The organism is Streptosporangium lutulentum (assembly GCF_030811455.1).
GTDB lineage: Bacteria > Actinomycetota > Actinomycetes > Streptosporangiales > Streptosporangiaceae > Streptosporangium > Streptosporangium lutulentum.
Map to the genome: position 1 here is coordinate 3,011,598 of NZ_JAUSQU010000001.1, position 26,179 is coordinate 3,037,776.

The following is a 26,179-nucleotide window of genomic DNA, read 5'->3' on the forward strand; positions in this document are numbered from 1 at the left end:
CCCGATCACAGGTCTCGCAGGACGGTCAACGGCGGGCGCCGGGCGGCTCGTACGGCCGCCGTCCCCGCGCCCGCGATCCCTAGAACGCCGACGGCGGCGACGCCACCGAGGTAGGTCCAGGGCACGGACAGCGCGCTCGGCGGCGGGTCGAAGACGCCGGTGAGGACGCTGACCAGCATCTGCGACAGCGCCCAGCCGCCCAGCCCTCCGAACAGGGCGGTCCCGGCCCCGACGAGAAGGACCTCTGTCCAGACGAAGGCGCCGAGCTGGCGGGAGCGCGCGCCCAGGACCGTGGCGAGGGCGAAGGTACGGCGCCGCTCGGTGAAGCCCATGATCAGTAGTAGTGCGGTCGCGGCGACGGCGAGTCCGAGGGCGAAGGTCAGCTCGATGGTGGTGAGGCCGCCGAGATCGACGGCGGTGAGGCTGGAGCCGATCACCCGCCGGGTGGTGTCCAGGTCGGTGATCTGCGGCTGTGGGCCGAGTGCGGAGCGGAGCCGGTCGGCGACCGTGTGGGCGGACGTGCCGTCGGTGGTGACCAGGAAGGCGCCGACGGTGTCGGAGCCGGTCTGCGCTGCCACGTAGGCGGCGTTGGCCACCAGGAAGCTGTCGCGCGGAGCGGTGGGGAACTCGGCGGCGATGCCGGCGTAGTGGAAGTCGACGTCGTGGAACTGCTTGGTGCGGCCGTCCTGGAGGCGGAGCCGGAGCAGATCGCCGATGTGCAGCTGGAAGTCGTGGACGGTCTCCTGACTCACCAGGATCGCGTCGGGCCGGCGGGCGAGCCGGTCGATCAGCTCGCGGGCGGTGCCCCCGATGAAGTAGGCGTCCTCCAGCCGGGTGGTGCGCGGCAGGGTCGCGGGGCGGATGCCGTACAGGTCCTGCAGGTCGGCGCCGACGTAGGCGAATCGGTGCTGGAGCGGCTCCACCGCCGCCACGCCCTGGACGGCGGCGATCTGACGTTCCTGCGACGGGGGGATCTGAGCGCCGGGCGATTCGCTGACGGTTACGTCGGCGCCGTTGGTGAGCTGCGCGTCGGCCAGCGCCTGCCGGCGGTAGGTGGCGTCGAAGGTGGCCGTGGAGGTAGCGAACATCACGGCCAGCGCCGCGATCGCCACCGTCCTGGTGACCAGCCGCCGCTGCCGAGACAGGGTGGCGGCGACGGTGCCGGCCAGACCGGAGGCGAGAGGCCGGGCAAGCCTCCTGATCAGGCCTCGCGAGCCGAGTGTCAGATAGGTGAGCCGCCAGATCAGCAGGCCAGAACCAGCCCACAGCAGCGCGGGGCCAGCGAACGCCCAGTAGTCGACCGAGATCTGCGGGACGCCTTCGGGCACCAGGACCAGCTGGTAGCCGCTCTGGCTGGTGACCAGGAACACCGCCGCCGAGCCGAGCAGGAGCCAGCCGTCCAGGCCGTACCTCATCCACCACGGCGACCGGGGTGCTCCGATGGTGCGGCGGGCGGAGGCGACGGTGATCGTGCGGGCGTCCCGCACCGCCGGGAGCAGGGTCGTCGCCCCCGCGATGAGCAGACCGGCGATGGCCGCGAGCGCTCCCCCGCCCGCCACCGTCACCGCCGTCGCGCCGAAGCCCGCCGAGCCGAAGGCGAGCAGGCCGATGGTCGCGGCCAGACCCAGCCCGGCGAGCACGCCGGCCACGCCGGCCACGATCGCCTCGGCCAGGGCCAGCCGGACCAGCGCGCGGGTGCTCGCTCCCCGGGTGCGGAGCAGGGCCTGGTCCGCGCGGCGCCGTACCGCTCCCGACCCCGTGATCGCGGCGGTGAGCAGGGCGGCGAGCATCGCGCCCGGCAGGCCGAGGAAGAGAAAGAGGATCTGGGCGTAGAGGGCGTCGGAGCGGGCGGCGTCCAGGGCCGCGCCGAGGTTGTCACCGACCAGTCCCGCACCGGCCAGCCACACCTCCAGATTGCGGGCCGCTCCGGTGACCTGCTCGTAGGCGGCCGCGGGATCGTTGGGCAGGCGGTGAGACAGCCGGGCGTGGAACTGCTGGCGGGGCGGCGCGCCATAGAGCTTCTCCAGCTGATCGGCCGGCAGCAGCAGCACGTTGTCCGGAGGGGCCTGGGGCTGGGCTCCCGGAGGGGCGCCCATCTTCTGGAACAGGGAGTCCGCTTCGGGCAGGTCGACGATGCCGTCCACTCGGACGGTGGCGTCGGGCTTCCCGGCACGGTGCAAGGTGATCGTGTCGCCCGGACCGGCGTGCAGGTTGGCGGCTGTCTGCTGGGCGAGCAGCGCTCCTTGCGGGAATCCGGTGAGGGGCCGCAGCTCACCGGGAAAGACCCCGGTGTAGTCGGCGGGCAGGCCGAGCACCTGTCCGGCACCGGTGGTGAGTACCTGGCCGCCCTGGCGGGATTCGAACCCGGTGACGGCTGCGAAGCCGACCGGGCGGACGGCCTCGATTCCGGGAGCGTGCTGGAGGGCTTGTGCCACAGCGGTGGGGTCGGCGCCGGGTTGGACCTCGATCTGCCAGTCCACCGGAACCCGCTGGACGGATCGTGCGGTCATGGTGGATTTGGCCGCCGAAAGGAAAACGCCCAGCGAGGCCAGCAGCGCGACGGCGACGGCGATGCCGGCCGCCGCCGCGATGAGCCGTCCGGTGCGGCGCGCCAGCAGGCCACGCAGCCAGATCAGGGGCCTTCACCCCGAGGTGTGGACATCTTGAGTGCCAGATCATAGAGATCTGGAGACCAAGGAGTTCCTCGTGGCCATGAAGGCCTACTCAGTTGAGTTCAAGACAGACGCCGTCGCGTTGTATCTGTCGGACCCGTCGCGGACGTACGCGTCGGTGGCCAAGGACCTGGGCGTCAACCGTGAGACGTTGCGCCTGTGGGTGCACCAGGCGCGGTCTGCCGGCACTGCTCCGAAGACGGGCTCGGTGAAGAGGCCGCCGACGGGATTGGTAACCTCCGGCAACGTGCTGGAAGAGGAGAACAAGCAGTTGCGGGCCCGGATCCGGGAACTGGAGCTGGAGCGCGAGATTTTGCGGCGGGCGGCCAAGTATTTCGCCGGGGAGACGAACTGGTGAGTCGCTTCCAGTTCGTTGCCGATCACCGTGACGCCTTCGGGGTGAAGCGACTGTGCCGAGTGCTGGAGGTCTCCCGGTCGGGGTTCTATCGGTGGGTGGCCGCCACACCGGCGAGGGCGGTGCGGACGGCGGCCGACGCTGCGCTCGCGGCGGAGATCAGGCAGATCCACGCCGACTTCGATGGCACCTACGGCAGCCCGCGGGTGACTGCCGAGCTGCGCGATGCGGGCCGGCGGGTCAATCACAAGCGGGTGGCGCGGATCATGCGGGTCTTCGGCATCGTCGGGCTGCATCTGCGTAAGAGGGTCCGCACCACGGTGCCCGAGCCCTCCCATCAGAAGATGCCCGACCTGATCAAGCGGGACTTCACCGCGGCCGCGCCGAACCAGCGGTACGTGGGCGACATCACCTATCTGCCCGTCGGTGAGGGACAGTTCTTGTATCTCGCGACGGTGCTGGACCTGCATTCACGTCGCCTGGCTGGTTGGTCGATCGCCGATCACATGCGCACCGAGCTGGTGACCGACGCGCTGCGGGCAGCCGCCGCCACGCGGGGTGGTGACCTGGCCGGGGCGGTCTTTCACTCCGATCACGGGGCGCAATACACCTCCGCCGACTTCGCCGCCGTGTGCAAGGAGTTCGGTGTTCGCCAGTCGATGGGCGCCGTCGGGACAAGCGCGGACAACGCTGCCGCCGAGGCGTTCAACGCCACTCTCAAACGCGAGACGCTGCAGGGCGCCAAACGCTGGTCCTCGGCCCGCCAGGCTCGCCTGGAGGTCTTCAAGTGGATCACTCGCTACAACACCCGAAGGAGGCACTCCAGCCTGAACTACCTCAGCCCGATCACCTACGAGCAGCGGTCCGATAGGGTCCTGCTCGCCGCATGACAGCTGGTGTCCACATTTTGGGGCCAAGGCCCCTTTCCCTGCACCTCGATCACTTGGCGGGTCTTGTCGAGTTCGGCGCGCAGCCGCTCAACCTCGCCCTCCAGCGTGTCGATCTTCTTATCGCGTGGATCGGCCTTGGGGCGGCCGACCGGCCGGGCCAGAGCCTCGCTCGCGCCATGGTCTCGGGCTGTCTTCCAACTGGAGATCAACGACGAGTACAGGCCTTCCCGGCGCATCAGCGCGCCCTTGCCGGCCTTGTCGAGCTGGTCGTACTCCGCCAGGATCCGGGCCTTGTAGGCCGCGGTGTATCGGCGGACCGCAGCCCGCTCACGCACCTGCGGGTCAGGGATTTGCGGATCCAGCTTGCTTGCTTCCACGAAGGGATGTCTCCTTCCCCGCCCTCGATACAGAGTTTTATGCCTACTTGCTACCTCTGTCCATTTTGGCAGGGAGGGGACACCGCCTGGTCGTCGAAGCGTTCGAGGTGCGGCGGCAGGTGGGCGCCGGCGGCCTCGCCCTGGTCCCGGGAAAGGGCCCGTGCGGGCGGGTATCTGCTCGGCCAGGTCCTCATGGGTGAGGGCTTCGGCCAGCACGCACACCAGTTTGTGTTCGATGGCGCTCTGCAGCAGGCATCCCCAGCCGGTGGACGCTGGCAAAAGGAGCGAGAGCTGCCGCCGGTCGGCGCAGCGTGGGCCGGGCCGACACAGCAGGGTCAAACCAGCACGTGCCGCTGACTCATCGGCGGCGCGGCTGTCGCCGGGTACGGGGGCGGGCCTCAGGCGGGGCTCGACGGTCACCGGATCACCGTCAGCAGCGTGTCGAGCTGCTCGGCGATGGCCCGCGGGTCTCCTCCGGCTTGGATCCGGTAGCAGGGCACCTGCTCGGCCAAAGCGGCGACGGCAGCATCTACGCGCTGCGGGCCGCCAGGGGCGGGAAACAACCAGTGGTTGATGCGGGAGCTGACGCCACCGGTGAGATCGCGCATGAACAAGCGGGTCGCTGCCAGAGTATGCGCGACCTCGTGCGGTGAGACGGCAGTGGCGCGCGCGCCAGTACGAGCGGGGTCCAGATGCGGCCACACCATCAGGTGCGGGCGGCAAGAGGCGGCGAGAGCTCCACCGTGCAGCAGCCGCGGAAAGTCCTGCGGCGGGATGCTGACCTTGTCGGGCCAGCGCCACAACTGCTCGGCGGTCAGGTTTTGGGCCGGGGCGGGGATGAGGTCGGCCAGTTCGGGGATGGCGCTGAGCATACCGACGCCGGCGCGTATCCGGTCGGGCCAGGGGTAGGCGGTGAGCTGGGTATTGCCGGGCTGGATGAGCAGGCGATCATTGGTGACGTAGTCGGCGCCCAGGTGCCGCAGCGCCGCCAGCAGTGTGGTGCTCTTCCCGGCGCCGCGGGGCCCGCAGATGATCACACCCTTTCCGGTGATGGACAGGGCGGCGGCGTGCGCGTACACCGCACCATCCGCCAGGAGTTGCCCGGTCATGGCTTGGCGGGTCAGCCGGTGACACCAGAAAGAGGCCGCCTGCGGGCTCGCGCAGTAGACGGCCACCTCGCCGAGGTCAGCGGATGCGCAGATGAGCGTCATCTGATCTTCGACCCAGTACAGGGTGGCCGTGCTCGCCGGGCAGGACGGCGGCGTTCAGGTTCGGGCCGATCCCCCGGCGCGGGGCTGCAGAAAACAGTGCGTTCAGCCGTGTGGTATTCAGCTGCGGTGCGTGGTGCACGCTCAGCTGCCGGGCTGCGGGTGGGCGCGGCCGCGGGCGCGCGTAGCACCACAGCAGGTCGCGGGCGTATGCGGCGGCCGCAGCGACATTGGTGGTCAACCGCACAGAGGCGTCGGCTTGGATGAAGGTGTCGCTGATGGGGGCTGCGCCGCTGGCGGGGTACAGATCGGCGGTGAGGTAGCTCAGAGGCGTCGGCTCGCTCACGGGTGACTCTCCTGGAGCGGCTGGGTCGCCGTCGGCCCGAGCACGAGCTCGGGCTTCGGACCGACGGCGGGCGCGGGCTCAGTGAGGGTAAGACGTTGAGGTAGCGGAGCGTTTGGAAAGGCGTGCGCGGCTGCCCGCTGCAAGAGCGCGATGCCTTCGCATGTCGCGTGGAGGTGCCAGGCCGCCAGGTCGCCAGCGGTGAGGTGCTCGGCGAGCCAGGGCTGTGAATCGGCGTCGACTGGCTCACCCCACCAAGATGGCCGATCGGTGGGGCTGGCGGGCTGCGGGTTCTGTGTCCGGACTCCGGTGAGAGCCGGGACAGCTGCGCCGCCCACATGCCCTGACAGTACTGCTGCTCCTCGATACGGGCCTGGTCGTGCTGCTCTACTGCGGTCGCGAGCCGTTGACGCAGCTCGGCCGCCACCCGATCGACCTCGGCGCGCACCTGGGCGAGCTCGGCGGCGGCCTCGGCGCGGACGGCGGCGGTCTCCTGCCGGACCGCGGTCAGGGTCGTCTGGGCCCCAGCATGTGTTCATCCCCCGCTGGTGGGCCACCCCACCCGGCGCGGCCCGGGGACAGTGGGAGCTACGCGATAAGACCCCGGAAAGCTATTTGGCCGGGCTCCACCTGCGAGGCGCAATCTTATGGATCCGAAGCCTGCGGCCCACCTAAGATCCGAACTTCGAACAGGCCCTAATGATGCGCCTTCACCTTAAGATCTGACCGCCTCTTGCCAGTGAGCCTCAATGGAATTACGGTCGGGACCGTTAACTAGCATGGAGGCATCGTGAGACTTCGTCTGGCGGCCGTGGCCGCCGCCCTCTTACTCATTCCCACTCCCGCCCTGGCCGAGCAGACCGCCGCAGCGGCTCCTCCGGCCGGCTGCGGCTTTCAGATCCTCGGGCCAATGCCGCTCGTCGGCGCCACGACCGCGGGCACCGCACTCGACGCCGATTATCCGGACGGTCCGCGCGTCTACTCGGTGACCTCCAGCGCGTCCGGCCCGGCGCTGCTGGGCATCCGGAACGCGCTCGACGGCACGCTGATCGCCGAGCGGCCGCTGCCGCTCGCGCTGGGCTCGTGGGCGGTCACCGTCGCCCCCGACCACTCGGTCTACGTGGGCTCCTACAACGCCACCGTGGGTGCGATGGGCCGCCTGTTCCGCTACGTTCCGAGCACCGACCAGGTGATCGAGGCGGGCATCGCCGTACCCGGGGAGACCTTCGTCTGGACGGTGGAGGCCAGTCCGGACGGGAGGTACGTCTACGGCGGCACCTCCCCCACGGGCAAGCTGTTCCGCTATGACGTGGCCAGTGGGCAGACCACCGACCTGGGCAGCCCGGTCCCCGGTCAGCAGTTCGTCCGCGACCTGGCGACCGGCGACGACGGCACGCTCTACGTGGGCATCGGCTCCCAGACCATGAAGATCGCGGTGGTGGGACCGGACGGCGTCACCAAGAAAATCATCGACGCCCCGATCGAGGGCGCCGGCTACGCCTACGACCTCGACGTGGCCGGGCGTTACCTGCTGGTGCGGTTCGTCACCACGCTGTCGACCAACCCGATGGGAATCTACGACCTGAAGGAGGGCCGCTGGACGCACGTCATCGACGACGTCGACAGCCTGACCGTGGGCGGCGGTGTGCGCGGGCACGAGGCCTATCTCTTCCAGAACGACGAGCTGGTCAAGGTCGACCTGAAGAAGGGCCGGGTCACGAAGCTGGGCTTCACCGACTTCGGCGGCGGTGCAGCGCGCACGCTCGGCTGGGTCGGCCGCACGCTGGTCGGCACCGCCTCGACCGGCAAACTGTGGACCTACGACCTCAAGCGCGGTAAGGCCACGACGTTCGAGACGACGCTGACCGGGCAGCCCGTCAGCGTCCGGTCGATGGCCGTCGGCCCCGACGGCCGCATCTACGGGGGCGGCTTCTTCACCGGCGGCCTGGCCGCCTACGACACCGCGACCGGCCAGACGCAGTTCTGGCCGAACGTCGGTCAGAGCGAGGGCATCGTCACCCACAAGGGCAAGCTGTACCTCGGCGTCTACCCCGGCGCGCGGATCTACGAGTTCGACGGCGCCGAGCCCAAACTGCTACTCAGCCTGACCGAGCAGGAGCAGGACCGGCCGTTCGCGATGGTCTCGGCGGGCGACCTGCTGGCCTTCGGCACCGTGCCCAAGACCGGCGCGGCGGGTGGCGCGCTCGGCCTCTACGACCCCGCCACCGGCAACACGGTGATCAGGCGGAACATCATCCCCAACCACAGCATCATCGGCCTGGCCTACCGCGACGGCGTCGTCTACGGCGCGACCTCCGCCTTCGGCGGGCTGGGCCGCCCGCTCGACACCGCCGCATACGTGTTCGCCTACGACATCGCGACCGACACCGTGAAGTGGAAGACCGCGCCCGTGCCCGGTGACCTGGCGCTCGGCTCGATCACCTTCGACGAGACCGGCCATCTGTGGGGCATGACGCCCGACGCGGTGTTCGAGATGGACCCGGCGACCGGCCAGACGCTGCGTACGGCCAAGCACCAGGAGTATCCCTGGGCCGCGCAGACGCAGGTCTGGCTGGACACCAGCATCGAGGCCCACGCGGGCGCGATCTGGGCCAAGGCGCAGGGCAAGGTCTACAAAGTCGACCGGACGACACTGGCCTTCAGCCTGATCGCCCGGCCGATCTCCCTCATGGTGAAGGCGCCCGACGGGCACCTCTACCTGTCCCGCAACGAGAACTTCTACACCTACCGGATCTGCGGCTCGTAACGCAGGAGCCTCGGCCCCTCGGCGAAGTAGACGTCCCCGGACCTGTGCACCGCGAGCTGGTGCACAGGTCCTTCCCTCAATACGGTGTGCCGCCCCGTCAGCGGGTTGAGCGAGAACACCGATGAGCCCGCGTGCGTGCCGTACAGGGTGAGGTCGCGGAGGTTGTAGACGAGTTGCCCGGCGGCGCTCTTACTGTCCGACAGCGTGACCCGGGAGACGACCTTGCGCAGCAGCGGTCTGACCGCGAACACCTCGCCGCCCGCGATCCCCCACAGCCGGCCGAGGGCGTCGAAGGTCAGTCCTGAGATGGCGGGCTTGCCCGGCGCAGGCGTCATCTCCCACAACAGGCGGTTCTCCCGGACCGACCAGGCGAACAGTTTGGCCTCCGTCTGCGTCGGCGGGGTCGCCGTCTGGCCGCTGTAGATCGAGGTGCCGCCGTAGACGACGCCGTCGCGGTAGGCCAGCGAGACGATGGACTGGTCCTTGACCACGTTGCGCTGGGCGGTCTTCAGCACGCCCTTCTCCGGGTCCCACAGGGCGAACACCCCGCCGAGCTGGCCGAGGTCGGGCATGGTGCCGACGGCAAGGTACTTCCCGGCCGAGACCATCGCGCGGGGCCTGATCTGCTTGTCGGCGGCGAAGTCGAAGAGCCTGGCGGGGTTGGGTGCGGGCCCGGCCTCGGGGCTGGGCGAGTATTCGGTGCTGTTCCACGGCAGCTTGGGGTCATAGGCGTAGACGCGGGCCTCGGGATAGGCGCCGACATACAGCTTGCCCTGGTGCGAGACCATGTCCTCGCTCTGGGAGAAGGTGTGGAACTCCTGCGTCTGCCCGGTCTTGGGGTCGATCGCGGCGAAGCCGCCGTTGAGGAAGCCACCGGCGTACATCCGGTGGTCGGGGCCCTCGGACAGGGCGGTGATGTCGATCGGCTCGCCGCGTACGGCGGTCTGCACGAACGACTTGGCGCCGGTCTGCGGGTTGTAGCGGAACATCAGGCCGCGCCAGAGCATCCCGACGATGCTCCTGCCGGGGTAGTCGGGCAGGCCCAGCTCGGCCCAGCCGATGCCGCGTGAGTTGGCGACGCGGCCGGTGATCGGCATGCCGGTGCCGGTGACGGCACGGGTGCGCGGGTCGTAGCGGACGAGCTCGCCCGATTTGATCATGTAGACCCGGCCCTGCTCGTCGGGCGCGGAGACGTCGAGGCCGTGGGCGGCGTCGAGCGTGTCGACCCATGCGCCCGCGGCGATGTCCCACACGTGCATGGGGCCCGGGCTCGCACTGCCGAACCGCACGTACAGGTAGCCGTCGATGGCGTTGACGTCGTAGGCCCACTGGCCGGCCGGGTCGAAGCCGTCGGGCAGTGGGAGCTGCTTGGAGACGCCGCTGGCGGCGTCCACCTCGAACAGGGCAGCCGGGGCCTCCATGCCCGCGTAGATCTTGCCGCCCGCCGTGGAGACGCTACGGACGTAGGCGTGGGTGGGAGACAGCCTGCCGTAGTCGCGCACGCCGGTGGCGGGGTCGTAGCCGAACAGCCGCCCGCCGGGTGAGGTGCCGCCGTAGACGGTGGCGCCCTGGCCGGGTGCGACGGTCCAGATGAAGTTCTCCGAGGCGACCGGGCGGCCGAGGTCGCGCACGCCGTCCTGCTCGGTCCAGCGGTAGAGACGGCCGTCGCCGTAGCCGCCGACGTAGACGCTCCCGTCGGGAGTGACGTCGACGGCCCAGGAGCCGCCCGCGCCCGGCAGGTCGTAGCGGGCCACCTCGGCGCCGGTGGCCGGGTCGATGGCGTTGAGATGGGCGGGGACGCCCGAGGAGGCCGCCCACAACACGGTCTTGCCACCGGGACCGGGAGCGACGACACCGCCGATGAGCAGGACGTCCTGCAACGGGACGCCCAGCTCGGTGATTTTGCCTCGGGCGCGGGCCTCGGCGGGTCCCTGGAGCGCCAGCACGGCGGATGCCGCGACGACGATCGCTAAGAATTTCCTGATTAGGGTCATGACCGGAAACCTAGAAACAGCTAATCTTTCCGTCAAGGGTTAATTTCGGTAACGACCGAATTGGAAAGACTCATGCGTCTGCTTCTCCTGTCCCTGCTCCTCCTCCCGTTCCTGGCCGCCCCCGCCCAAGCCGCCGCGCTGCCCGGCGGCAAGGCCTACTTCGTCGTCGCACTCGGCCACCTGCGCGCGACCTCGCACTCGAACTGGGTCAGCCTGGGCAGCTACACCTTCGGCATGAACGGCTCGGTCAGCGCCGTCGTCTACCACTGGTCGCAGACCACGCCGGTGCGGCGCGCCGGCACCGGTACCGTGCCGTCGGGCGACTGCTCGCAGCCGGTCAGCACGGCCGCCCCCACTCTGGTCCGGCCGTGCGAGGTTCTGACCGCCGGCGGGTTCATGGGCGCGCCGAACCAGTCCAGGACGGGCACCTTCGGCGTGGCCGACGGCGTCGTCACCATCAACTGGACCGACACCCAGGGCGGATCCCAGCAGTGGTATGTCACCGACGGCCCCGGGATGGCGGGCCTGACCTACAAGTACGACACCAAGGCCCAGCAGTACGGCCAGGGCTACGGCTTCGGCAGCAACAGTCCCTTCACCGAGCGCCGGGCGATGAGCAGCGTGCGATCCTTCCCCGGCACCCTCAAGCAGGACCTCAAGACCTGGGCGCATGACCAGCTCGGCTCCTCCACCGGCCAGACCTGGACGCACACCGCCTACACCACCTGCACCACGACGACCTGGTGCCTGACCTATCGCCAGCCCAACTCCTCCGCCGTCTGCCAGGAGAGCGGCTGCCCCGGCTACGGCGGCACGCCGGGCGGCGGCGGTGACAGCTCGCTGCAGAACTACGTCGTCAAGGTTTCCAGCTACGACCGGCGCGACACCTACTGGCACTGGTGCACCTGCCTGGCCAAGGTCCGCAGCGAATCCTGCTACACGGGCAACTCACACGTGAAGCCGATGCTGCAGATCATCGACGACGACGGTGCCTTCCACGGCTGGGTCGGCGCCGAGGCCTCCTTCTCCTCCGTCGGCGCCGTCTCCGGCGACATGCTCGGTGTCTTCCGCATCACCCACTTCCGCCCCTGACGAATAGAAAACCTCCGTCACCGGGCGGCGCCGACCACGACCGGATGCTCGCGAGCCCCGTCCAGGCCGGTCATCACCGGGCCGCGAGCACCTTGGCCAGCGCCTCGGCAAGGTCTACGGGACCGGAGGCGTCGTCCATGAGCATCTGCTGGCGCACCCACACCACGCTCCGCGCGGCCTCCTCGGCCGCCGGGCACGGCTCGACCCGCGCCCCGGCATCGGTGAGGGCGGCCATCGTGCCGAGGGGCGGGTAGCCGCCGTCGAGCGGCACTCCCTCGGCCGCCATCGCCGCGAGCAGGAACTCCCGCTCAACGGGGGCCTCCACGCGCAGCATCAGCAGGTGGCGTGAGTCGCGGGTGGTCCCCGCGGGCTGAGGCAGCACACTCACGGGGAGGTCACCAAGGTCGAGCGCGGCGACGAAGGCCTCACGCCGCGCGATCTCCTCCTCCAGCCGCTCCAGCCACGGCAGCAGCAGCGCCGCCTGGATCTCGGTGAGGCGCAGGTTCCAGCCGACCTCCGGGTGGCCGTACCACTCACCGCCCAACCGCCTGCCCACGTTGCAGGCCGACCAGATCGCACCGTGCACGGCCTCGTCACGACAGACGATTACGCCGCCCTCGCCCGCGGTCATCGCCTTGCTCGACTGGAAGCTGAACACCCCGGCGTCGCCAAGTCCGCCGACGGGCCTGCCGTGGTAGGTCGCCCCGTGGGCCTGGGCGCAGTCCTCGACGACTTTCAGGCCGTGCCGCACGGCGACGGCGTTCAGCGGGTCCATGTCCACCGGGCTGCCGGCCAGGTGGACCGGCATGACCGCGGCGGTCCGGCCGGTGACGGCTGCCTCAACCGCCCCGGCCGACAGGTGCAGGTCCGCCGGTTCGACGTCGACGATCACCGGAACGGCTCCGGCCAGCAGCACGGAGGTGGCCGAGGCGACGAAGGTGTAGGCCGGGACGATCACCTCGTCGCCCTGACCCACCCCCAGTCCACGCAGTGCCGCGAACAGGCCGAGCGTGGCGTTGGCGACCGTGACCCCGTACGGCGCGCCGGACCGGCGGGCGAACTCCGCCGCCAGGTCCGCGCAGAGCGTGCCCTGGGTGGCGCCCCACAGGCCGCTCTCCAGAACCTCGGTGACCAGCTCGCGCTGCGCGCCGGACAGCGGAGGCGGCCACGAGGGCCACGGCTCGGTGCGCACGGGCGTGCCACCGTCGATGGCGAGTTTCATGCTGACGTTTCTCCGGTGTGGCGGACGAGACGGGGGCCGAGGACGCGGGCGAGATTGCCGCCCTGGATGAGCGCCCGGTGGGGTTCCGGGAGCGGGGCGAGCGCGACCCGGCCGAAGCCGACGCGCTGGTCGAGGAAGCAGGCGTCGGTGCCGAACACGACCCGGTCGGCGCCGGTGAGGGCGGCGAGGCGGGCGATCCAGCGACCGGTCATCTTCGATCCGCAGATCTCCAGCAGGACCGACGGGTGGCCGGCCACGACCTCGGCAGCACCGCGGAAGCCGTACGGCCAGAGCCCGGCGTGCCCCATGAGCAGCGGCACCTCCGGGTGGCGGGCGGCGACGGTGGCGAACATCTCCGGGGAGTTCCACGGCGAGTCGGTCTGGCCGTGCGCGAGCACGGGCAGACCGAGCTCCCACACCGGCTCGTACAACCGGTCATCGAGGCGGCATTGATGCACGTCGGGATGGAGTTTGACGCCCCAGACGCCGGGCGCGTCGGCCAGCGGGGTGCGGTGGTGGGGGTTGTAGACCTGCCAGACGCCGAACCTGCCGGGGTGGGCGGCGGCGGCCGCGAAGGCGCGGCGGTTGCCCTCGACGGCGTCGGGTCCGACCGCGAGCAGGTCGCTGATGCCGGTCGCGGCGATGCCGACCTCGTCCATGGTGGCGATCAGGCCCTCGGCGGAGGGGTCAGGGATGAGGAAGTCGGGCCAGCTGCCGATGTGGCCGTGCGCGTCGAGAATCACAGCAGGCCCTCCAGCGATCCGGCAACGATCCGGTCGACGTCGTCCTGGCCCAGGTCGAGGTGGTCCAGCAGGTAGCGGGGCCCGCAGTCGTCGGCGACCGGCGCGCCGGTGCCGAACACGAGCCGGGCCGCGCCGAAGCGCTCGGCCAGCCACTCGACACCGCCCTGGGTGTTGACGGTGCCGATCTCCAGCCACAGGCCAGGGATCTCGGTCATCAGCTCGGCGATCACGCGCAGCCGGCGGTAGCCGGGGTTCAGCAGCAGGATGCGCAGATCGGGCAGGCTCCGGGCCAGGGCGAGGAGCTGCGCGGGCGAGGTCTCCTCGAAGTCGACGGCGACGGGCAGGCCGAGCGCGGCCAGCCAACGCAGCGCGGTGGGGCCGGTCAGCTCCCAGCGGTGGCGCTCGGGGCAGAGCCGGACCAGGCGAACGCCCCAGCCCAGCACCTCCTCTACCCCCCCGGGCGTACCGGCCCCCGGCACTCCCGGCACCACCACGGGCACCGGGACCATGCGGGGGTCGTCGAGCTCCAGCAGGGCCTCATTGCCGGCCTGGGGGTCGGCGTAGAGGCTGAGTGTGTGCGTCACGTACGCTCGCTCGATGCCCAGCCGGTCCATGTCGGGGCGGGGGTCTTCCGGCAGGTCGTCGAAGGGCACCCGCCCGATGAGCCGGTGTGCGTCGACCAGTTCGGCCGGTTTATATTTCGGCACAGGCCGAAATCTAACTTCGGACCCTAATGATAGTCAAGGCCTGGCGGCGGGAGGCGAGCCGGATCAGGGATGCTCCTGGCGATAGCCATTTTCGCGCAGCCTCGACTGCAATTGTACGAACAGAGACCATCGGCGTCACCCGCCTTGCAGCCCGTCAGACCGGAAGATTATGGTCATGACCGGTATACGAATGGAAGGATGCCCGGATGATGCCCTTCGACCCCCGGCAACTGGTCGGCGACCTGGTGGTGACGCTCGACGCCGACGTGCTCGGCGGCGCCTACCCCGACCGCGACCTCCCACCGGAGCCCGCCCCGCGCGTCCTGGCCCGCCACGGCATCACCGCGGGCGCGGTGGCCAGCCTGCGGGCCGCGCTCTTCGACATGGTGTCGGGCAACGACGAGACCCTCGCCTCGGCGACCCCGGCGGGGATCGTGCCCGTCGGCGCCCTCGACCTACGCGACCCGCTGGGCGCGGTCCGCGAGATGGAACGGCTGGCCGCCCTGGGAATGCGGGCGGTCCGGCTCTTCCCCGACGAGCAGGGGGTCGAGGCGGGCTTCCCCTCGGTGCGGCATGTCGCCGGACGGGCCGCCGCACTGGACCTGACCGTGCTGACCGGGGGTGACGTGCGCCGGTTCTGGCGGCCGCTCGCTGGTCTCGGCCTGCGGGTCGTCTTCCTCGACACGCACTTCTACCATCTTGGCGACTTCCTCGTGACCGCCGCCGACGAACCGGGCTTTCACACCTCGACCCGGCTGCTGAACTCCCCCGACGCGCTGGAGACCGTCGCCGGCGAACTCGGCGCCGAACGCCTGCTGTTCGGCTCCCGCACGCCGTACTACGAACCGCTCGTTCCTCTGCTGCGCCTGGGCACCGGCGGCCTGAAGCCCGACGAGGTCGCGCTCGTCGCCGGAGGCAACGCCCGTCGCCTGCTCCTCGGGGAACCCTCATGATCATAGATGTCCACGCACACTGGGGTCCGTGGTTCTTCACCATGGACGTCTCCACGCTGACGATCCGGGCCATGGACCGTTACGGGATCGACCTGGCCATCGTGTCGGGCACCGAGGCCGTCATCTACGACGCCCCGGCGGGCAACCGTGCCCTGGCCGCCCACCTGGACTCCGCGCCCGGCTCCGCCCGCCTGTACGGCTACGTGACCGTCAACCCGCGCCGCTTGGCCGAGGCCGAGCGCGACCTGAACGCCTACCTGCCCACCGGCCGGTTCGTCGGCGTGAAAATCCACACCGAGTACACCGGTTCCCCCGTCGCCTCTCCGCGGATGCGCGACGCGCTGGCCCTGGTGGCGTCCGCGGGTGTCCCCGCGCTGGTGCACACCTGGGGCGCCTCCGTGCTCGACCTGGCCCAGGTCTGCCTCGACACACCCGGCCTGCGTGTGATCGCCGGGCACATGGGCGCGGACGGCTACCGGCACGCCATCGAGGCCGCCCGCGCCTGTGACCGCCTCTATCTGGAGCCGTGCTGGTCGCATTTCCCCTCCGGGCGCATCGCGGAGGTCGCCGCCGCCGTGGACCCGGAACGGCTGCTGTTCGGCACCGACTCCACGCTCATCGACCCGGCCTCCGCCTTCGGCTCCGTCGCGGCGGCCGGCCTGACCGGCGACGCGGCCGACCTCCTGGCCTGGCGCAACGCCGCCGCCCTCTTCAATCTCCCGATCGGCTGAGGGGTCCCCGGGCAGGTCACACCCCCACCTTCTTCAGCCTCCCGGTCGGCTGAGGGACCTTCGGGCAGGTCACATCCCGGCGAGCGCGGCCTTCTTCCTCGCCCGCTCGTCCTCTCCCATCACCGGGCCGTAGCAGTCGAAGGCGTGCGAGCGCGGGATGCGCCCCTCGGCGGCGGCCAGCCACAGCATGCGCTGGACGTAGCCCTCCATCGGCGCGGTGAACGTCGCGGCGGCCAGCCGGTCGAGCAGCGCCGACGCCCGCTCGAACTCCCGCAGGTCGTTCCCGGCGAAGGCGCGCATCACGTCGCGGGTGACGCCCACCCGCGCGGCCGCGAGTCCGACCAGCGCCGCCTCGGCGCCCCACAGCAGCGACGGGCCGAACATCCGGTCCTCCCCGGTGATCGCCAGCCGTCCCGCCTCGCGGGTGATCCGGATCGCCTCCTGACATCCCATCGCGTCCGACAGCAGCGCCGTCTTCAGCCCCGCCACCCCGGGGTGGCGGACGATCTCCTCCAATACGGCGGGCGGGCAGGGCAGCGTGTAGAGGTCGAAGGCGATCATGGGCAGTCCGGCGCCCCGCCAGACGGCGTCGTGCAGGGCGACCCGGTCCTCGGCGGAGGGAAACACCAGCACCCCGACGGCCCCGAGCGCGGCGGCGACCCGCGCCTCCTCGACGACCCGCTCCGTCGAACCCGGGGACGCGCCCTGGGAGACTGCCGGATCGTCCGGTCGCGCCGTACTCACGGTGACCGTGACCCCGCCCGGCCGCACTTCATCAGGGGCGCCGCCGACGCCGACCAGCACCGGCACGCCCAGGGAGACCGCGCGCTCGATCACGGCGAACCGTACCGGCGGGGGCAGGAAGGGACCGCGGCCGGTGTGGGCGAGCACCGCGAGCCCGTCGGCGCCGTCGGCGATCAGGCCGCGGAAGTAGGCCGTCACGAGGTCGAGGTCCACCTCGCCCGAGGCCGTCATGGGGGTGGCCGCCGCGGCGAGCAGCATGCCGCGCAGTTGCTCCCGCAGCCGCGCGGCCTGTAATGACATATCCATCTAAAGCACTTTATTTGAGCCCCGTCATCGCGATGCTGTTGACCAGGTAGCGCTGCAGGAGCGCGAACACCAGCAGGCAGGGCAGCACCGACAGCGCGGCGGAGGCCATGAGCACGGCCAGCGGCGAACCCTCCGTACGCATCGACGCCAGCCCCACGGTGAGGGTGCGCATCTCGTCCGACTGCGCCATGACGAGCGGCCACAGGAAGTCGTTCCAGTGCCACAGGAACACGAACACCCCGAGCGTGGCCAGGATCGGCTTGGTCAGCGGGATCACGATCTGCCAGTAGATGCGCCACTCGGAAGCCCCGTCGACCTTGGCCGCCTCGAACAGCTCGTCGGGCAGGTCGCGGATGAACTGCCGCATGAGGAAGACCGCCTGCGAGTTGGCCAGCGTCGGCACGATCAGACCCCAGAACGTGTCCACCCCGCCGAGCTCCGAGATCAGCACGAACATCGGGATCAGCGTTGCCTGGAACGGCACCATGAGCGTCGCGAGGAACGCCCACATCATGGTGTCGCGTCCGGGGAAGCGCTTCTTGGCGAAGGCATAGCCGGCCATCGACGCGGTCAGCAGGATGATCACCACGGACACGAGCGCGTAGATCACCGTGTTGACCGTCCAGCCGACGAACCCGGAGGACGACAGCAGGTTCACGATGGTGTCCAGGGACAGCGACCCCGGCCATCGGGCGGGCAGGGTGGGCTCGCCCGGCGGCGACAGCGCCACCACGAACATCACGAAGAACGGGCTGACCGTGATCACCGACACGAGCGCGAGCAGCATCCACAGCGGCCAGGGAAAGGACCTGCGCCGGGACTTGGCCGGAGGCTTCACGGCCGAGGTGGCGGGTCGGGTGGCGGTGAGCGTCATGCGTTTCCCCGATCGAGCAGGCGGCGCTGGGCCAGCGACACGACGAGCACCAGCGCGAAGAGCACGATGCCGATCGTGGCCGCGTAGCCGAGGTTGGAGAATCTGAAACCCTGGTCGTACAGGCCGTAGATGAGCGTGTAACTCGCCCTGGCCGGCCCTCCACCGGTCATCACGTAGATGGTGTCGAACGTCTGGAAGGCTCCGATGGTCTCGATGATGACGACGAAGAACAGGGCGGGCCTGAGCAGCGGCAGCGTGATCCGGCGGAACCGCTGCCACGGCCCGGCCCCGTCGACCGTCGCCGCCTCCAGGTAGGAGGTCGGGATCGACTTGAGGCCCGCGAGCAGGATCAACATGGAGTAGCCGAAGCCCTTCCACACCGACACCACCGCCAGCGCGGGCAGGACGAGGGCGGTTTCCTCCAGGAAGCCGACGGGGCCGAGATCGAGCTTGTCCAGCAGCCCGTTGATCATTCCGTCGAACTCGTAGATCCACCGCCAGATCACGCCGGCCAGCACGAAACTGGTGACGTACGGCAGGAAGAGCATGCCCCGGAACAGCCCGCGCATGAAGACGACCGCGTTGAGCAGCAGCGCGGTGCCGAGCGCGATGAGAACGGTCAGGGGCACATAGATCGCGACATAGACCAGCGTGATCCGCAGACTGTCCCAGAACTTCGGATCGTCGAACAACCGGGCGTAGTTGTCGACGCCGATGAAGTTCCACTCACCGCCGAGGTTCAGATCGGTCAGGCTCATGCCCCCTGCGCCCAGGATGGGTACGAACCTGAAGATCAGGAAGAGCACCAGCATGGGGAGGACGAACAGCAGGCCCATCATGGGGTCCCGCATGCGCTGTCGCACAGGTTCACGCCTTTCGCACATAACGGCCCCCTGCCGGGACAAGGGGGCGAATCGCTTCAGCCGCCGTTGGCCAGCAGCGTATTGGCCTCCTGGGCCGCGTCGTCGAGGGCCGTCTTGGCGTCCTTCTTGCCGAGCAGGGCAGCCTGGATCTCCGGCACGATCAGCGCCATCACCTGACGGGCCATCGGGTGGGTGTCACCCGGGAAGGCGTACTCCAGCGACTTGGCGAACTCCTGGACGACCGGGGAGGCACCGGGCACGGTCACGTCGGTGCGCGCCGGGAAGAAGCCCGACTCCTTGGCCAGCTCCGCCGAGACCTCCGGCGAGGACAGGAAGGCGGCGAACTTCTTGGCGGCCTCGGCGTTCGGCGAGTGCTTGGCCAGCACGAGCCCGCCGGGGATGCCGAACGCGACCTTCTTCTTGCTCTCCAGCGGCAGCCCGACGCCGACGTTGTCATCGCCGATGGCCGCGCCGAACTGGGTGGCCTGCAGCGCGGTGGCCGCGTGGTAGACGGCCGTCTTGCCCGCGGCCAGCGGGCCGCCCTCGATGTCGTTCTTCTTGGTCGCCGCGTTCTCCGGCAGGCCGCCCAGCTTCTGCAGGTCGAGCAGGAACTGCAGGGCCTCGACGCCCTCGGGTCCGTTGAAGGCGACGGTCTTGCCGTCGGCGGCGAACACGCTGCCGCCGTTGCCCCACAGCAGCGGGTAGAAGCTCTGGTTCAGGCCGACCTCGGGGGCACCCGGGTAGTCGAGGATCGCGACCTTCTGGGCGGCGAGCTTGGGCGCGGCGGCCTTGAACGCCTCCCAGGTCTGGGGGAAATCGGTCACGCCCGCGTCGGCGAACACCTTCTTGTTGTAGATCGGCGCGGTGACGGTCTGGTAGATCGGCACGCCGTAGAGCTTGCCGTCCATGGTCAGCGCGGTGAGGGCGTTGGGCAGGAAGGAGGCCTTGGCGGGGGCCACCACGTCGTCCACCGGGGCGAGCGCGCCCTGCTGGGCGTACTGGGGGATCTGGTCGGGGCCGAGCACGACCAGATCGAAGCCCTTCTTCGAGGCGAGTGCCGTGGTGACCTTCTCCTGGCGTCCGTCCCAGGGCTGCTGGTCGATCTTGAGGTCGATCGTGGCGTTCTTGGCCTCGAAGTCCTTCTCGACCTTGGTCCAGAACGCCTGACTCTTGGCCTGGTCCCCGATCACGGGATACATCCACAGCGTCACCGTGCTCTTGTCCGACCCTGAGCCGGAGCCGCCGCATCCGGCGAGTGTGACTCCCAGGGCGGCCGCGAGGCCGGTGAGTGCGACTTTCCTCATCGGAGCCTTCCTCTCATTGGTGATACCGGCTTCATCGTCAATACCGGTCCAGACCGAAATTTAGCGACCACCGTCAGAAGGGGTCAATGCCCGATATCCGAACGTAACGCCGAAACCCCTCGGCGATCGCCGTGACGTGGTCGGCGGTGTAGTTCTCGTTCAGGTCCACGATCAGCAGCGTCTCACCGACCAGGCGGTCCGCCTCGGGGCAGGCGGTGGGCGGCGCCGTCAGGGGGAAACGGGACGTGCCGTACATCGGCCCGTCCCACAGCGGTGCCCGGTTGAGCGGCTCGGCCAGATACCCGGCCCGGGCCGGAATCCCGTCGGCGGCCAACCTGGCGGCGAGCTCGCGCGCTCCCCCGCCCGGCAGCACGACCGGGAAGTACCACCACGCGTGCCCGCGGGGGTCGGGCAGCGCGAGGCCGGGCAGCCCCGCCAACTCCCGCAGCAACCGTAGAGCCCAGCGCCGCCGGGCGCCCACCACCCCGGGCAGCTTGACCAACTGCGCCCGGGCCACGGCGGCCTGCAGTTCGGTCATCCGGTAGTTGAGCCCGAAGCTCTGGTGGTGCCGCCCGCCGGCCCGGTCCCAGCCCTTGTCGGAGAACAGGCGCATCGCCATGGCCAGCGCGTCGTCATCGGTGATCACAAGGCCGCCGTCGCCGCACGTGATGTGCTTCCACTGCTGCAGGCTGAAGCAGCCGACCTCGCCGACACCGCCTACCGGCCGTCCGTCGGGCAACTCGCCCAGCCAAGCCTGCGCGCAGTCCTCGATCAGCATGAGCCCGTGCTCGTCGGCGATCACCCGCAACTCGTCCAGAGCCGCGGTGGCGCCGAAGAGATGCACCGCCATGATCGCCCTGGTACGCGGAGTGATCGCGGCCCGAACGGCGCCCGGATCGAGATTCCCCGAGAGTGGATCGACGTCGGCGAAGACAGGGACCGCGTTCTGCGCCAAGATAGGGGCCACGGTTCCGAAGTCGGTCATGGGCGTCGTGATGATCTCATCGCCCGGATCGGGGGCGGCCGCCACGACCGCGAGGTGCAGAGCCGCGGTGCCCGAGCTGCACGCGACAGCGTGCCGGGCGCCGCACAACTCGGCCATCTCGCGTTCGAGCGCCTTGGCTTCGGTGCCCCACACGGAGTTGAGCATCCCCGAGCGGATCACCCGCTCGACGGCGGCCACCTCCTCGTCGCCGAGTGTCCTGCCGTCCGCTTCCGCGGCGCTGGGGAACTTCGGAGTCACGCAACACCTCGCACGAGATAAAGTAATAGCGGTCTTGACCGTAATTTAGCCAGGAGGCTTCAGTGGGGATCCTCATCGGGGTGGTCGGCCCCCACGACCTGGTCGACGACGTGGCGGCCGTCTGCGAGGAACAACCGGGTGTGAGCACCCTGCGGCTCGACTACGACCACGAGTCCCAGGCGCCCACGATCGTCGAGGCGCACGCGAACGCGGTGGAGGGCTGGCTGTTCACCGGCATCGTGCCGCACATGCTCGCGCACGAGGCCGACGTCCTCACCCGTCCCGCCACGTTCGTTGACTACTCGGGCGCGACCCTGCTCAGCGCCCTCGTACGGCTCCAGCACCAGGGCCACGACGTCACCCGCCTGTCCATCGACACCCTGTCGAGCGCCGAGGTGACCGCCACGTTCGCCGAGGCCGGCCTGCCCACCGACGAGCTGCGGGTGCTCCCCTGGCGCAGCGGCACGACCTCGCAGTCGGCCATCGCCTTCCACCGTCGCGGCGGCGAGCACGTCGTGATCACCTGCCTCAGCTCGGTGCACGAGGCGTTGCGCGGCAAGCTCCCCGTGCTGCGCCTGGCACCGTCGGTGCACTCGGTCCGCGTCGCCCTGCGCCAGCTCCTGATGTCCGCGGAGGGCCAGGCGCATGAGGACGCGCAGATCGCGCTGGGACTGATCGAGCTCGACGGCGAGGAAGGCCTGCTGCGCGAGGCGACCGCGCTGGGCGGCACGCTCGCGGCCTTCCGCGGCGGCATCCATCTGCTGGTCACCACCCGCGGCCCGTTGCACGACGCGACGGGCGGCTTCTCCAGCCTGCCGATGCTGTCGCGGCTGGCCGCCTACAGCCGGGTCGTGCGGGCCGGGTTCGGTCTGGGCCGCAGCGCCGCCGAGGCCGAGAGCCTGGCCCGCAGGGCGCTGGCCAGGGCACGGCGCATCGGCGACGTGGCCGCGGTGCTGTCGCTGCGGGCCGACACCGACGTCGTGCTGGAGTCGGTCGCCCCGCCCCCGGCCAGCGAGACGAACCTGCCGCTCCTGGCCCACCGGGTGGGCCTGTCGGTGGCGACGCTGGAGAAACTGCTGGAGGCTCGGGCGACAGTGGGCGATCAGCCGCTGACCACCCGCGAGATCGCCGAGCGGCTCGCGGTGCAGCAGCGCACGGCCCGCCGGATGCTGCACCGCCTGGAGCTGGCCGGGCTGGCCGAACGCACCGGCAACCTCTCCAGCGGCTCCAGTGGCCGCCCGCTGACGCTCTACCGCCTGACCCTTTAGCGCAACCACCGGTCCAGTCCCTCGGCGACGAACTCGTCGTCGCGTAGCCACGGATAGGCCGCCCAGATCCGGTCGATCTCGGCGAGCTGCCCGGGGGAGAGCTCCTCCTCCGGGTCCAGGCACCAGCGCCCGGCCAGCAGACCCTGGCGCCGCAACACCTCGTGGATACCGGGGATGCAGCCGTGGAAGCCGTGCTCGGCGTCGAAGATGGCGGCGTTGGCGTCGGTCAGGTGCCCGTCGAGGGTGAGCAGCCTGCGCACGGCGGCGTCGTCGCCGCCACGGGCGCGCCGCGCCTCGTCGAGCAACTCGACCGCCCGCCTCACCCACACCGCCCACTGGCCGAGGAGACCGCCGACGAACTCGACGTCGACCTCGTCACCGTCCACGACGACTCGGTGCGAAGTGATCAGGTCCGACAGGATGTGGTCGTCGTTGCCGGTGTAGAGCGCCACCTCGCGGGTGCGCCCGGCCCTGACCACACCGTGGAGCACGTCCAGCGTCCGGTAACGGTTGAACGGGGCGACCTTGATGCCGACGACCGCGTCGATCGAGGCCAGGCGCGTCCAGTAGTCGCGGGTCAGCGCCCGGCCGCCGACGGCGGGCTGCAGGTAGAAGCCGATCACCGGCAGCACCTCCCCCACCGCGCGGGTCCGCTCGATGAGCTGGTCCTCGTCCAGCTCGCGGTGCGGGCTCAGCAGCACCATGTGGTAGCCGAGCGAGGCCGCCAGTTCCGCCTCCGCCACCGCCTGCGCGGTGCTGCCGGTCGCGCCCGCCACCAGCACCACCTCGCGCTCGTAGCCTCGGACGGTCTCGGCGGCCAACTCCAACACGGGCGGCAGCAGGCCGGTGCCGTGGATCGCGAACTGGGTCGTGTGTACCCCGACGGCCAGGCCGCCCGCCCCCGCCTCGACGTAGTAGCGAGTCAGCGCCCGCTGCCGCCGCTCGTCGAGCCGCCGGTCCTCGGTCAGCGCCAGAGGGTGCGCCGGGATGACCATGCCCTTGCGGAACAGGTCGTGGACGGAGCCCTGTCTCTCAGGTGCCGTGCTGAGCACGTACGTTCCCCTTTCGCACTCGCCGATGCGGGTCAGAACGCGCCGTCACGGCGCTCGAATTTGGTGGGCTTGCCCAGCAGCGGCCCCCCGTCACTCACCCAGCGGGCGGTGTGCTCGACCAGTTCGGCGAGCGTGAGATCGGGGTAGCCGAAAAGACCGTGGCAGCGCGAGGCGTTGGACAGCAGCGCCGTGGGGGCCTCCTCGCCGACGAAGACCGGCTCCCTGTCCAGTAGGCGGCCGAGGTCGGTGGCGACCTGCCGTACCGAGACCAGCTCGGGTCCGGTCACGTTGAGCACGTACGGCGGGACGGAGGCCAGCAGCAGCGAGCGGAGCGTCACCTCGTTGGCGTAGCCCTGCCAGACCACGTTCGCCTGGCCGGTGGTCACGTCGATGGCCTGTCCGGCGACGATCTTCTGCGCGAGGTCGACCAGCACGCCGTAGCGCATTTCGACGGCGTAGTTGAGCCGGATCAGTGCCGTCGGCGTGCCGCGCTCCTCGGCGAAATGAGTGAGCACACGCTCGCGGCCCAGGCAGCTCATGGCGTAGTCGCCGACCGGCCCGGTGGGCGAGTCCTCCGTGGGACCGCCGGAGGTGACCGGGACGAGCGGGTAGACGTTGCCCGTCGACAGCGCGGCGATCCTGCTGCCCGCGAACCGGTCGGCCACGCGACCTGGCAGGTAGGCGTTGGTGAACCAGGTGGCGTGCTCGCGCCCCTGGGTGCCGAACTTGGCCCCGACGAGGAAGACCACGTTGGGCGCGTCGGGCAGCTCCCGCAGCGTGTTCTCGTCGGCAACGTCGGCCGCCACGACCGTGGCGCCCTCGTCGCTGAGCGCCTGTGCCAGGCCCGGCTCGGAGAAACGCGACACCGCGATGACACGCTTGCCGCCTCCGGCCGCCCTGACCCCGTTCAATGCCAGGCGGACGAGGCTGGGGCCCAGCTTGCCGCCGGCGCCGAGCACCATGATGTCGCCGTCGAGCTTGCCCAGATCCTCGACCAGCCCGTCACGGGGGCGCGACAGGCGTTCTTCCAGCTCTGCGATGGTCCGCACGCGGAACTCCTCACTCTCATTTACGGTCCAGACCGTAACTGGATGCGAGTTCGGCTGTCAACGCCCGCCCGGCGTGCCGGGCGGACGGGATCCTAGGCGCAGGCCTCGCGGGCGGCCACCAGCGTGCCGAGCACGGACCTGGTCTGCTCCCAGGGCACCGGGCTCGGGGCGCCGCCCACCATGGACAAAAACGCCTCCACGGTGCCCCGGTAGCCCAGGCCGACGAGGTGGTCCGGCCCAGGCTCCACCACGACCTCATGGGTGCCGGCGCGCGTGTGGACACTGACCGTGTACGACTCCTCGTCGGTGACCCCGACGACCTCCACGGTGCCGACGACGCCGTTCTCCCAGGCCAGCGCCATGACGCCGGTGTCCTCCGACTTCAGAGCGGTGTAGGAGCGGGTGGCGGCCGCCGCCCCGGCCAGCCTCACGGCGGGGCCGAGAAGGGCGACCAGCAGTTCCACACCGTGCACGCCCATGGTCACCATCGTGCCGCCGCCCACGGCCGGGTCGTCCTGCCACGGGTTGTGGCCACCCGCCCACAGGCCCACGTCGTGCCGTACGGTGGCCCGCACCGAGAGCACCTCCCCAAGGTCCTCGGCCATCAGAGCGGTGAAGGCGGGCGCGAAGCGCAGCACCGAGGTGGACAACACCAGCTCGGGCCGCGAAGAGGCCGCCACGTCGACGGCGGCAAGCTGGGCGGCGGTCGCGGCGGCCGGTTTGTTGACGAAGCACGGCAGGTCCGCCGCCAGCACCCGGGCGAGCGCGGGAGCCACCCCCGGGTTGGGCACAGTCAGCACCACTCCGTCGGGGCGGGCGGCGAGCAGATCGTCCAGCCCGGCGGCGACCTCGGCCCCGGGATGTTCCTCGGTGAAGCGGGCCAGCCGAGCCCGGTCCTCCTCCCACACCATGAGGTCGGCGTGGGAGGCGAGGGTGCGGGCGTCGGTGTAGGGGTGGCTGGTGGCCAGCCCGGCGATGGCGATGCGCACGACGTTCTCCTGGTCGGTGAGGGGCTACCGACCGTACACCTCACGCGGGGAGCACAAACGTGGGCCGTAGTCGGCCGTTGTCGTGGAGGGCGTCCGAAAAGCCGGCGTTCGAGCAGCCGTTCATGCTGGTCGCCGCGATGAGTCGGCGACATGGGAGACCCTCACGTCTGATCCTCGATGCGAGGATTACAGCCCCGACCGTAAATAGCGTTGGAACGCTACAGGCACGCCAGAGCGGCTCATATGCCTTATTGATCCTTGACAGATCATCGCACACCTGTTTACGGTCGGGACCGTAAATTTTCTGATCTTGATGGCATCGATCGGAAATTCATGGGACACCCCTACGTCCGCCGTTGGCGGTCCCCCACTTCCCCGCTACAAGGCCGGCTTCGTCATGTCAGTGGCAATGCGCACGCGCGAGCCGGTGCCA

The 26,179-nt window shown here is 70.3% G+C and carries 22 protein-coding genes; 6 read left to right on the forward strand and 16 right to left on the reverse strand.

Annotated elements, in window-relative coordinates; translation table 11 throughout:
• Window positions 1-5: 5 nt before the first annotated feature.
• Window positions 6-2,636 (reverse strand): FtsX-like permease family protein, encoded by a 2,631-nt coding sequence (locus J2853_RS13455; RefSeq protein WP_370879526.1) that lies wholly within the window; start codon window positions 2,634-2,636, stop codon window positions 6-8.
• A 70-nt stretch (window positions 2,637-2,706) separates the two neighbouring features.
• On the opposite strand from J2853_RS13455, the gene J2853_RS13460 reads away from it, so the two are divergent.
• A protein-coding gene (locus tag J2853_RS13460; protein WP_307568558.1) for an IS3 family transposase occupies window positions 2,707-3,917 on the forward strand; the annotation gives its coding sequence in 2 pieces (ribosomal slippage) (window positions 2,707-3,016 and window positions 3,016-3,917; 1,212 coding nt in all).
• Here J2853_RS13460 and J2853_RS13465 read toward each other — a convergent pair.
• The 3 genes from J2853_RS13465 to J2853_RS13475 all read right to left on the reverse strand — a co-directional run bounded on the left by J2853_RS13465 (window position 3,878) and on the right by J2853_RS13475 (window position 5,848).
• Window positions 3,878-4,294, reverse strand: a complete 417-nt coding sequence (locus J2853_RS13465) for a hypothetical protein (RefSeq protein ID WP_307557824.1) — start codon at window positions 4,292-4,294, stop codon at window positions 3,878-3,880. The genes J2853_RS13460 and J2853_RS13465 overlap by 40 nt on opposite strands.
• Window positions 4,295-4,710: 416 nt before the next feature.
• Complete coding sequence (locus tag J2853_RS13470; RefSeq protein ID WP_307557825.1) at window positions 4,711-5,505, reverse strand: phosphoenolpyruvate carboxykinase (ATP); 795 nt, start codon at window positions 5,503-5,505, stop codon at window positions 4,711-4,713.
• Window positions 5,480-5,848 carry a hypothetical protein gene (locus J2853_RS13475; RefSeq protein ID WP_307557827.1) on the reverse strand — a complete coding sequence of 123 codons (369 nt, stop codon included), beginning with the start codon at window positions 5,846-5,848 and terminating at the stop codon, window positions 5,480-5,482. Before J2853_RS13475 ends, J2853_RS13470 begins: the two co-directional genes overlap by 26 nt.
• Before the next feature lie 787 nt (window positions 5,849-6,635).
• On the opposite strand from J2853_RS13475, the gene J2853_RS13480 reads away from it, so the two are divergent.
• The gene (locus J2853_RS13480; RefSeq protein WP_307557828.1) at window positions 6,636-8,612 is read left to right on the forward strand and encodes a WD40 repeat domain-containing protein; all 1,977 of its coding nucleotides are present in this window, start codon (window positions 6,636-6,638) and stop codon (window positions 8,610-8,612) included.
• Here J2853_RS13480 and J2853_RS13485 read toward each other — a convergent pair.
• Window positions 8,591-10,606 carry a PQQ-binding-like beta-propeller repeat protein gene (locus J2853_RS13485; RefSeq protein ID WP_307557830.1) on the reverse strand — a complete coding sequence of 672 codons (2,016 nt, stop codon included), beginning with the start codon at window positions 10,604-10,606 and terminating at the stop codon, window positions 8,591-8,593. The genes J2853_RS13480 and J2853_RS13485 overlap by 22 nt on opposite strands.
• Before the next feature lie 72 nt (window positions 10,607-10,678).
• On the opposite strand from J2853_RS13485, the gene J2853_RS13490 reads away from it, so the two are divergent.
• Entirely contained in the window at window positions 10,679-11,698 is a 1,020-nt protein-coding gene (locus J2853_RS13490; RefSeq protein ID WP_307557832.1) for a hypothetical protein, read from the forward strand.
• Window positions 11,699-11,771: 73 nt separating this feature from the next.
• Here the strand turns inward: J2853_RS13490 and J2853_RS13495 are convergent, their stop codons facing one another.
• From J2853_RS13495 to J2853_RS13505, 3 genes are read right to left on the reverse strand one after another with little or no spacing between them, the layout of a single operon-like run.
• Window positions 11,772-12,920 carry a DegT/DnrJ/EryC1/StrS family aminotransferase gene (locus J2853_RS13495; RefSeq protein WP_307557834.1) on the reverse strand — a complete coding sequence of 383 codons (1,149 nt, stop codon included), beginning with the start codon at window positions 12,918-12,920 and terminating at the stop codon, window positions 11,772-11,774.
• Complete coding sequence (locus J2853_RS13500; RefSeq protein ID WP_307557836.1) at window positions 12,917-13,663, reverse strand: amidohydrolase family protein; 747 nt, start codon at window positions 13,661-13,663, stop codon at window positions 12,917-12,919. The genes J2853_RS13495 and J2853_RS13500 overlap by 4 nt, the downstream gene beginning before the upstream one ends.
• Window positions 13,660-14,370: an amidohydrolase family protein gene (locus J2853_RS13505; RefSeq protein ID WP_307557838.1), complete on the reverse strand. Its 711-nt coding sequence runs from the start codon at window positions 14,368-14,370 to the stop codon at window positions 13,660-13,662. Before J2853_RS13505 ends, J2853_RS13500 begins: the two co-directional genes overlap by 4 nt.
• A gap of 206 nt (window positions 14,371-14,576) precedes the next feature.
• Here J2853_RS13505 and J2853_RS13510 point away from each other — a divergent pair, with 206 nt between their 5' ends.
• On the forward strand, window positions 14,577-15,323 hold the full coding sequence (locus tag J2853_RS13510) for an amidohydrolase family protein (RefSeq protein ID WP_307557840.1): 747 nt from the start codon (window positions 14,577-14,579) through the stop codon (window positions 15,321-15,323).
• Window positions 15,320-16,054 (forward strand): amidohydrolase family protein, encoded by a 735-nt coding sequence (locus J2853_RS13515; RefSeq protein ID WP_307557841.1) that lies wholly within the window; start codon window positions 15,320-15,322, stop codon window positions 16,052-16,054. The genes J2853_RS13510 and J2853_RS13515 overlap by 4 nt, the downstream gene beginning before the upstream one ends.
• A 69-nt stretch (window positions 16,055-16,123) precedes the next feature.
• Here the strand turns inward: J2853_RS13515 and J2853_RS13520 are convergent, their stop codons facing one another.
• The 5 genes from J2853_RS13520 to J2853_RS13540 form a co-directional block, all read right to left on the reverse strand.
• Window positions 16,124-17,104, reverse strand: a complete 981-nt coding sequence (locus J2853_RS13520; protein WP_307557843.1) for a dihydrodipicolinate synthase family protein — start codon at window positions 17,102-17,104, stop codon at window positions 16,124-16,126.
• Window positions 17,105-17,114: 10 nt separating this feature from the next.
• Window positions 17,115-17,978, reverse strand: coding sequence for a carbohydrate ABC transporter permease (locus J2853_RS13525; protein ID WP_307557845.1), 864 nt, complete (start codon window positions 17,976-17,978; stop codon window positions 17,115-17,117).
• Window positions 17,975-18,841 (reverse strand): carbohydrate ABC transporter permease, encoded by an 867-nt coding sequence (locus J2853_RS13530; RefSeq protein ID WP_307557847.1) that lies wholly within the window; start codon window positions 18,839-18,841, stop codon window positions 17,975-17,977. The genes J2853_RS13525 and J2853_RS13530 overlap by 4 nt, the downstream gene beginning before the upstream one ends.
• 56 nt (window positions 18,842-18,897) lie before the next feature.
• Window positions 18,898-20,145, reverse strand: a complete 1,248-nt coding sequence (locus J2853_RS13535) for an ABC transporter substrate-binding protein (protein WP_307557849.1) — start codon at window positions 20,143-20,145, stop codon at window positions 18,898-18,900.
• Window positions 20,146-20,218: 73 nt separating this feature from the next.
• Window positions 20,219-21,388, reverse strand: a complete 1,170-nt coding sequence (locus J2853_RS13540; protein WP_307557850.1) for a DegT/DnrJ/EryC1/StrS family aminotransferase — start codon at window positions 21,386-21,388, stop codon at window positions 20,219-20,221.
• Window positions 21,389-21,450: 62 nt separating this feature from the next.
• On the opposite strand from J2853_RS13540, the gene J2853_RS13545 reads away from it, so the two are divergent.
• A complete protein-coding gene (locus J2853_RS13545; RefSeq protein ID WP_307557852.1) occupies window positions 21,451-22,656 on the forward strand; it encodes a response regulator in 1,206 nt (401 codons plus the stop codon).
• Here the strand turns inward: J2853_RS13545 and J2853_RS13550 are convergent.
• The 3 genes from J2853_RS13550 to J2853_RS13560 all read right to left on the reverse strand — a co-directional run bounded on the left by J2853_RS13550 (window position 22,653) and on the right by J2853_RS13560 (window position 25,746).
• Window positions 22,653-23,708 carry a dihydrodipicolinate synthase family protein gene (locus J2853_RS13550; protein ID WP_307557853.1) on the reverse strand — a complete coding sequence of 352 codons (1,056 nt, stop codon included), beginning with the start codon at window positions 23,706-23,708 and terminating at the stop codon, window positions 22,653-22,655. The two genes, J2853_RS13545 and J2853_RS13550, sit on opposite strands and share 4 nt — an antisense overlap.
• A 32-nt stretch (window positions 23,709-23,740) precedes the next feature.
• Window positions 23,741-24,757, reverse strand: coding sequence for an NAD-dependent epimerase/dehydratase family protein (locus tag J2853_RS13555; RefSeq protein ID WP_307557855.1), 1,017 nt, complete (start codon window positions 24,755-24,757; stop codon window positions 23,741-23,743).
• Between the two features lie 92 nt (window positions 24,758-24,849).
• Complete coding sequence (locus J2853_RS13560; protein ID WP_307557857.1) at window positions 24,850-25,746, reverse strand: Gfo/Idh/MocA family protein; 897 nt, start codon at window positions 25,744-25,746, stop codon at window positions 24,850-24,852.
• Window positions 25,747-26,179 lie beyond the last annotated feature (433 nt).

Bases quoted from the DNA above. Each gene is read 5' to 3' on its own strand.
- J2853_RS13470 (WP_307557825.1), bottom strand. From the start codon at position 5,505: ATGACGCTCATCTGCGCATCCGCTGACCTCGGCGAGGTGGCCGTCTAC.
- J2853_RS13535 (WP_307557849.1), bottom strand. From the start codon at position 20,145: ATGAGGAAAGTCGCACTCACCGGCCTCGCGGCCGCCCTGGGAGTCACA.
- J2853_RS13490 (WP_307557832.1), top strand. From the start codon at position 10,679: ATGCGTCTGCTTCTCCTGTCCCTGCTCCTCCTCCCGTTCCTGGCCGCC.
- J2853_RS13510 (WP_307557840.1), top strand. From the start codon at position 14,577: ATGATGCCCTTCGACCCCCGGCAACTGGTCGGCGACCTGGTGGTGACG.
- J2853_RS13485 (WP_307557830.1), bottom strand. From the start codon at position 10,606: ATGACCCTAATCAGGAAATTCTTAGCGATCGTCGTCGCGGCATCCGCC.
- J2853_RS13525 (WP_307557845.1), bottom strand. From the start codon at position 17,978: ATGACGCTCACCGCCACCCGACCCGCCACCTCGGCCGTGAAGCCTCCG.
- J2853_RS13515 (WP_307557841.1), top strand. From the start codon at position 15,320: ATGATCATAGATGTCCACGCACACTGGGGTCCGTGGTTCTTCACCATG.
- J2853_RS13520 (WP_307557843.1), bottom strand. From the start codon at position 17,104: ATGGATATGTCATTACAGGCCGCGCGGCTGCGGGAGCAACTGCGCGGC.
- J2853_RS13495 (WP_307557834.1), bottom strand. From the start codon at position 12,920: ATGAAACTCGCCATCGACGGTGGCACGCCCGTGCGCACCGAGCCGTGG.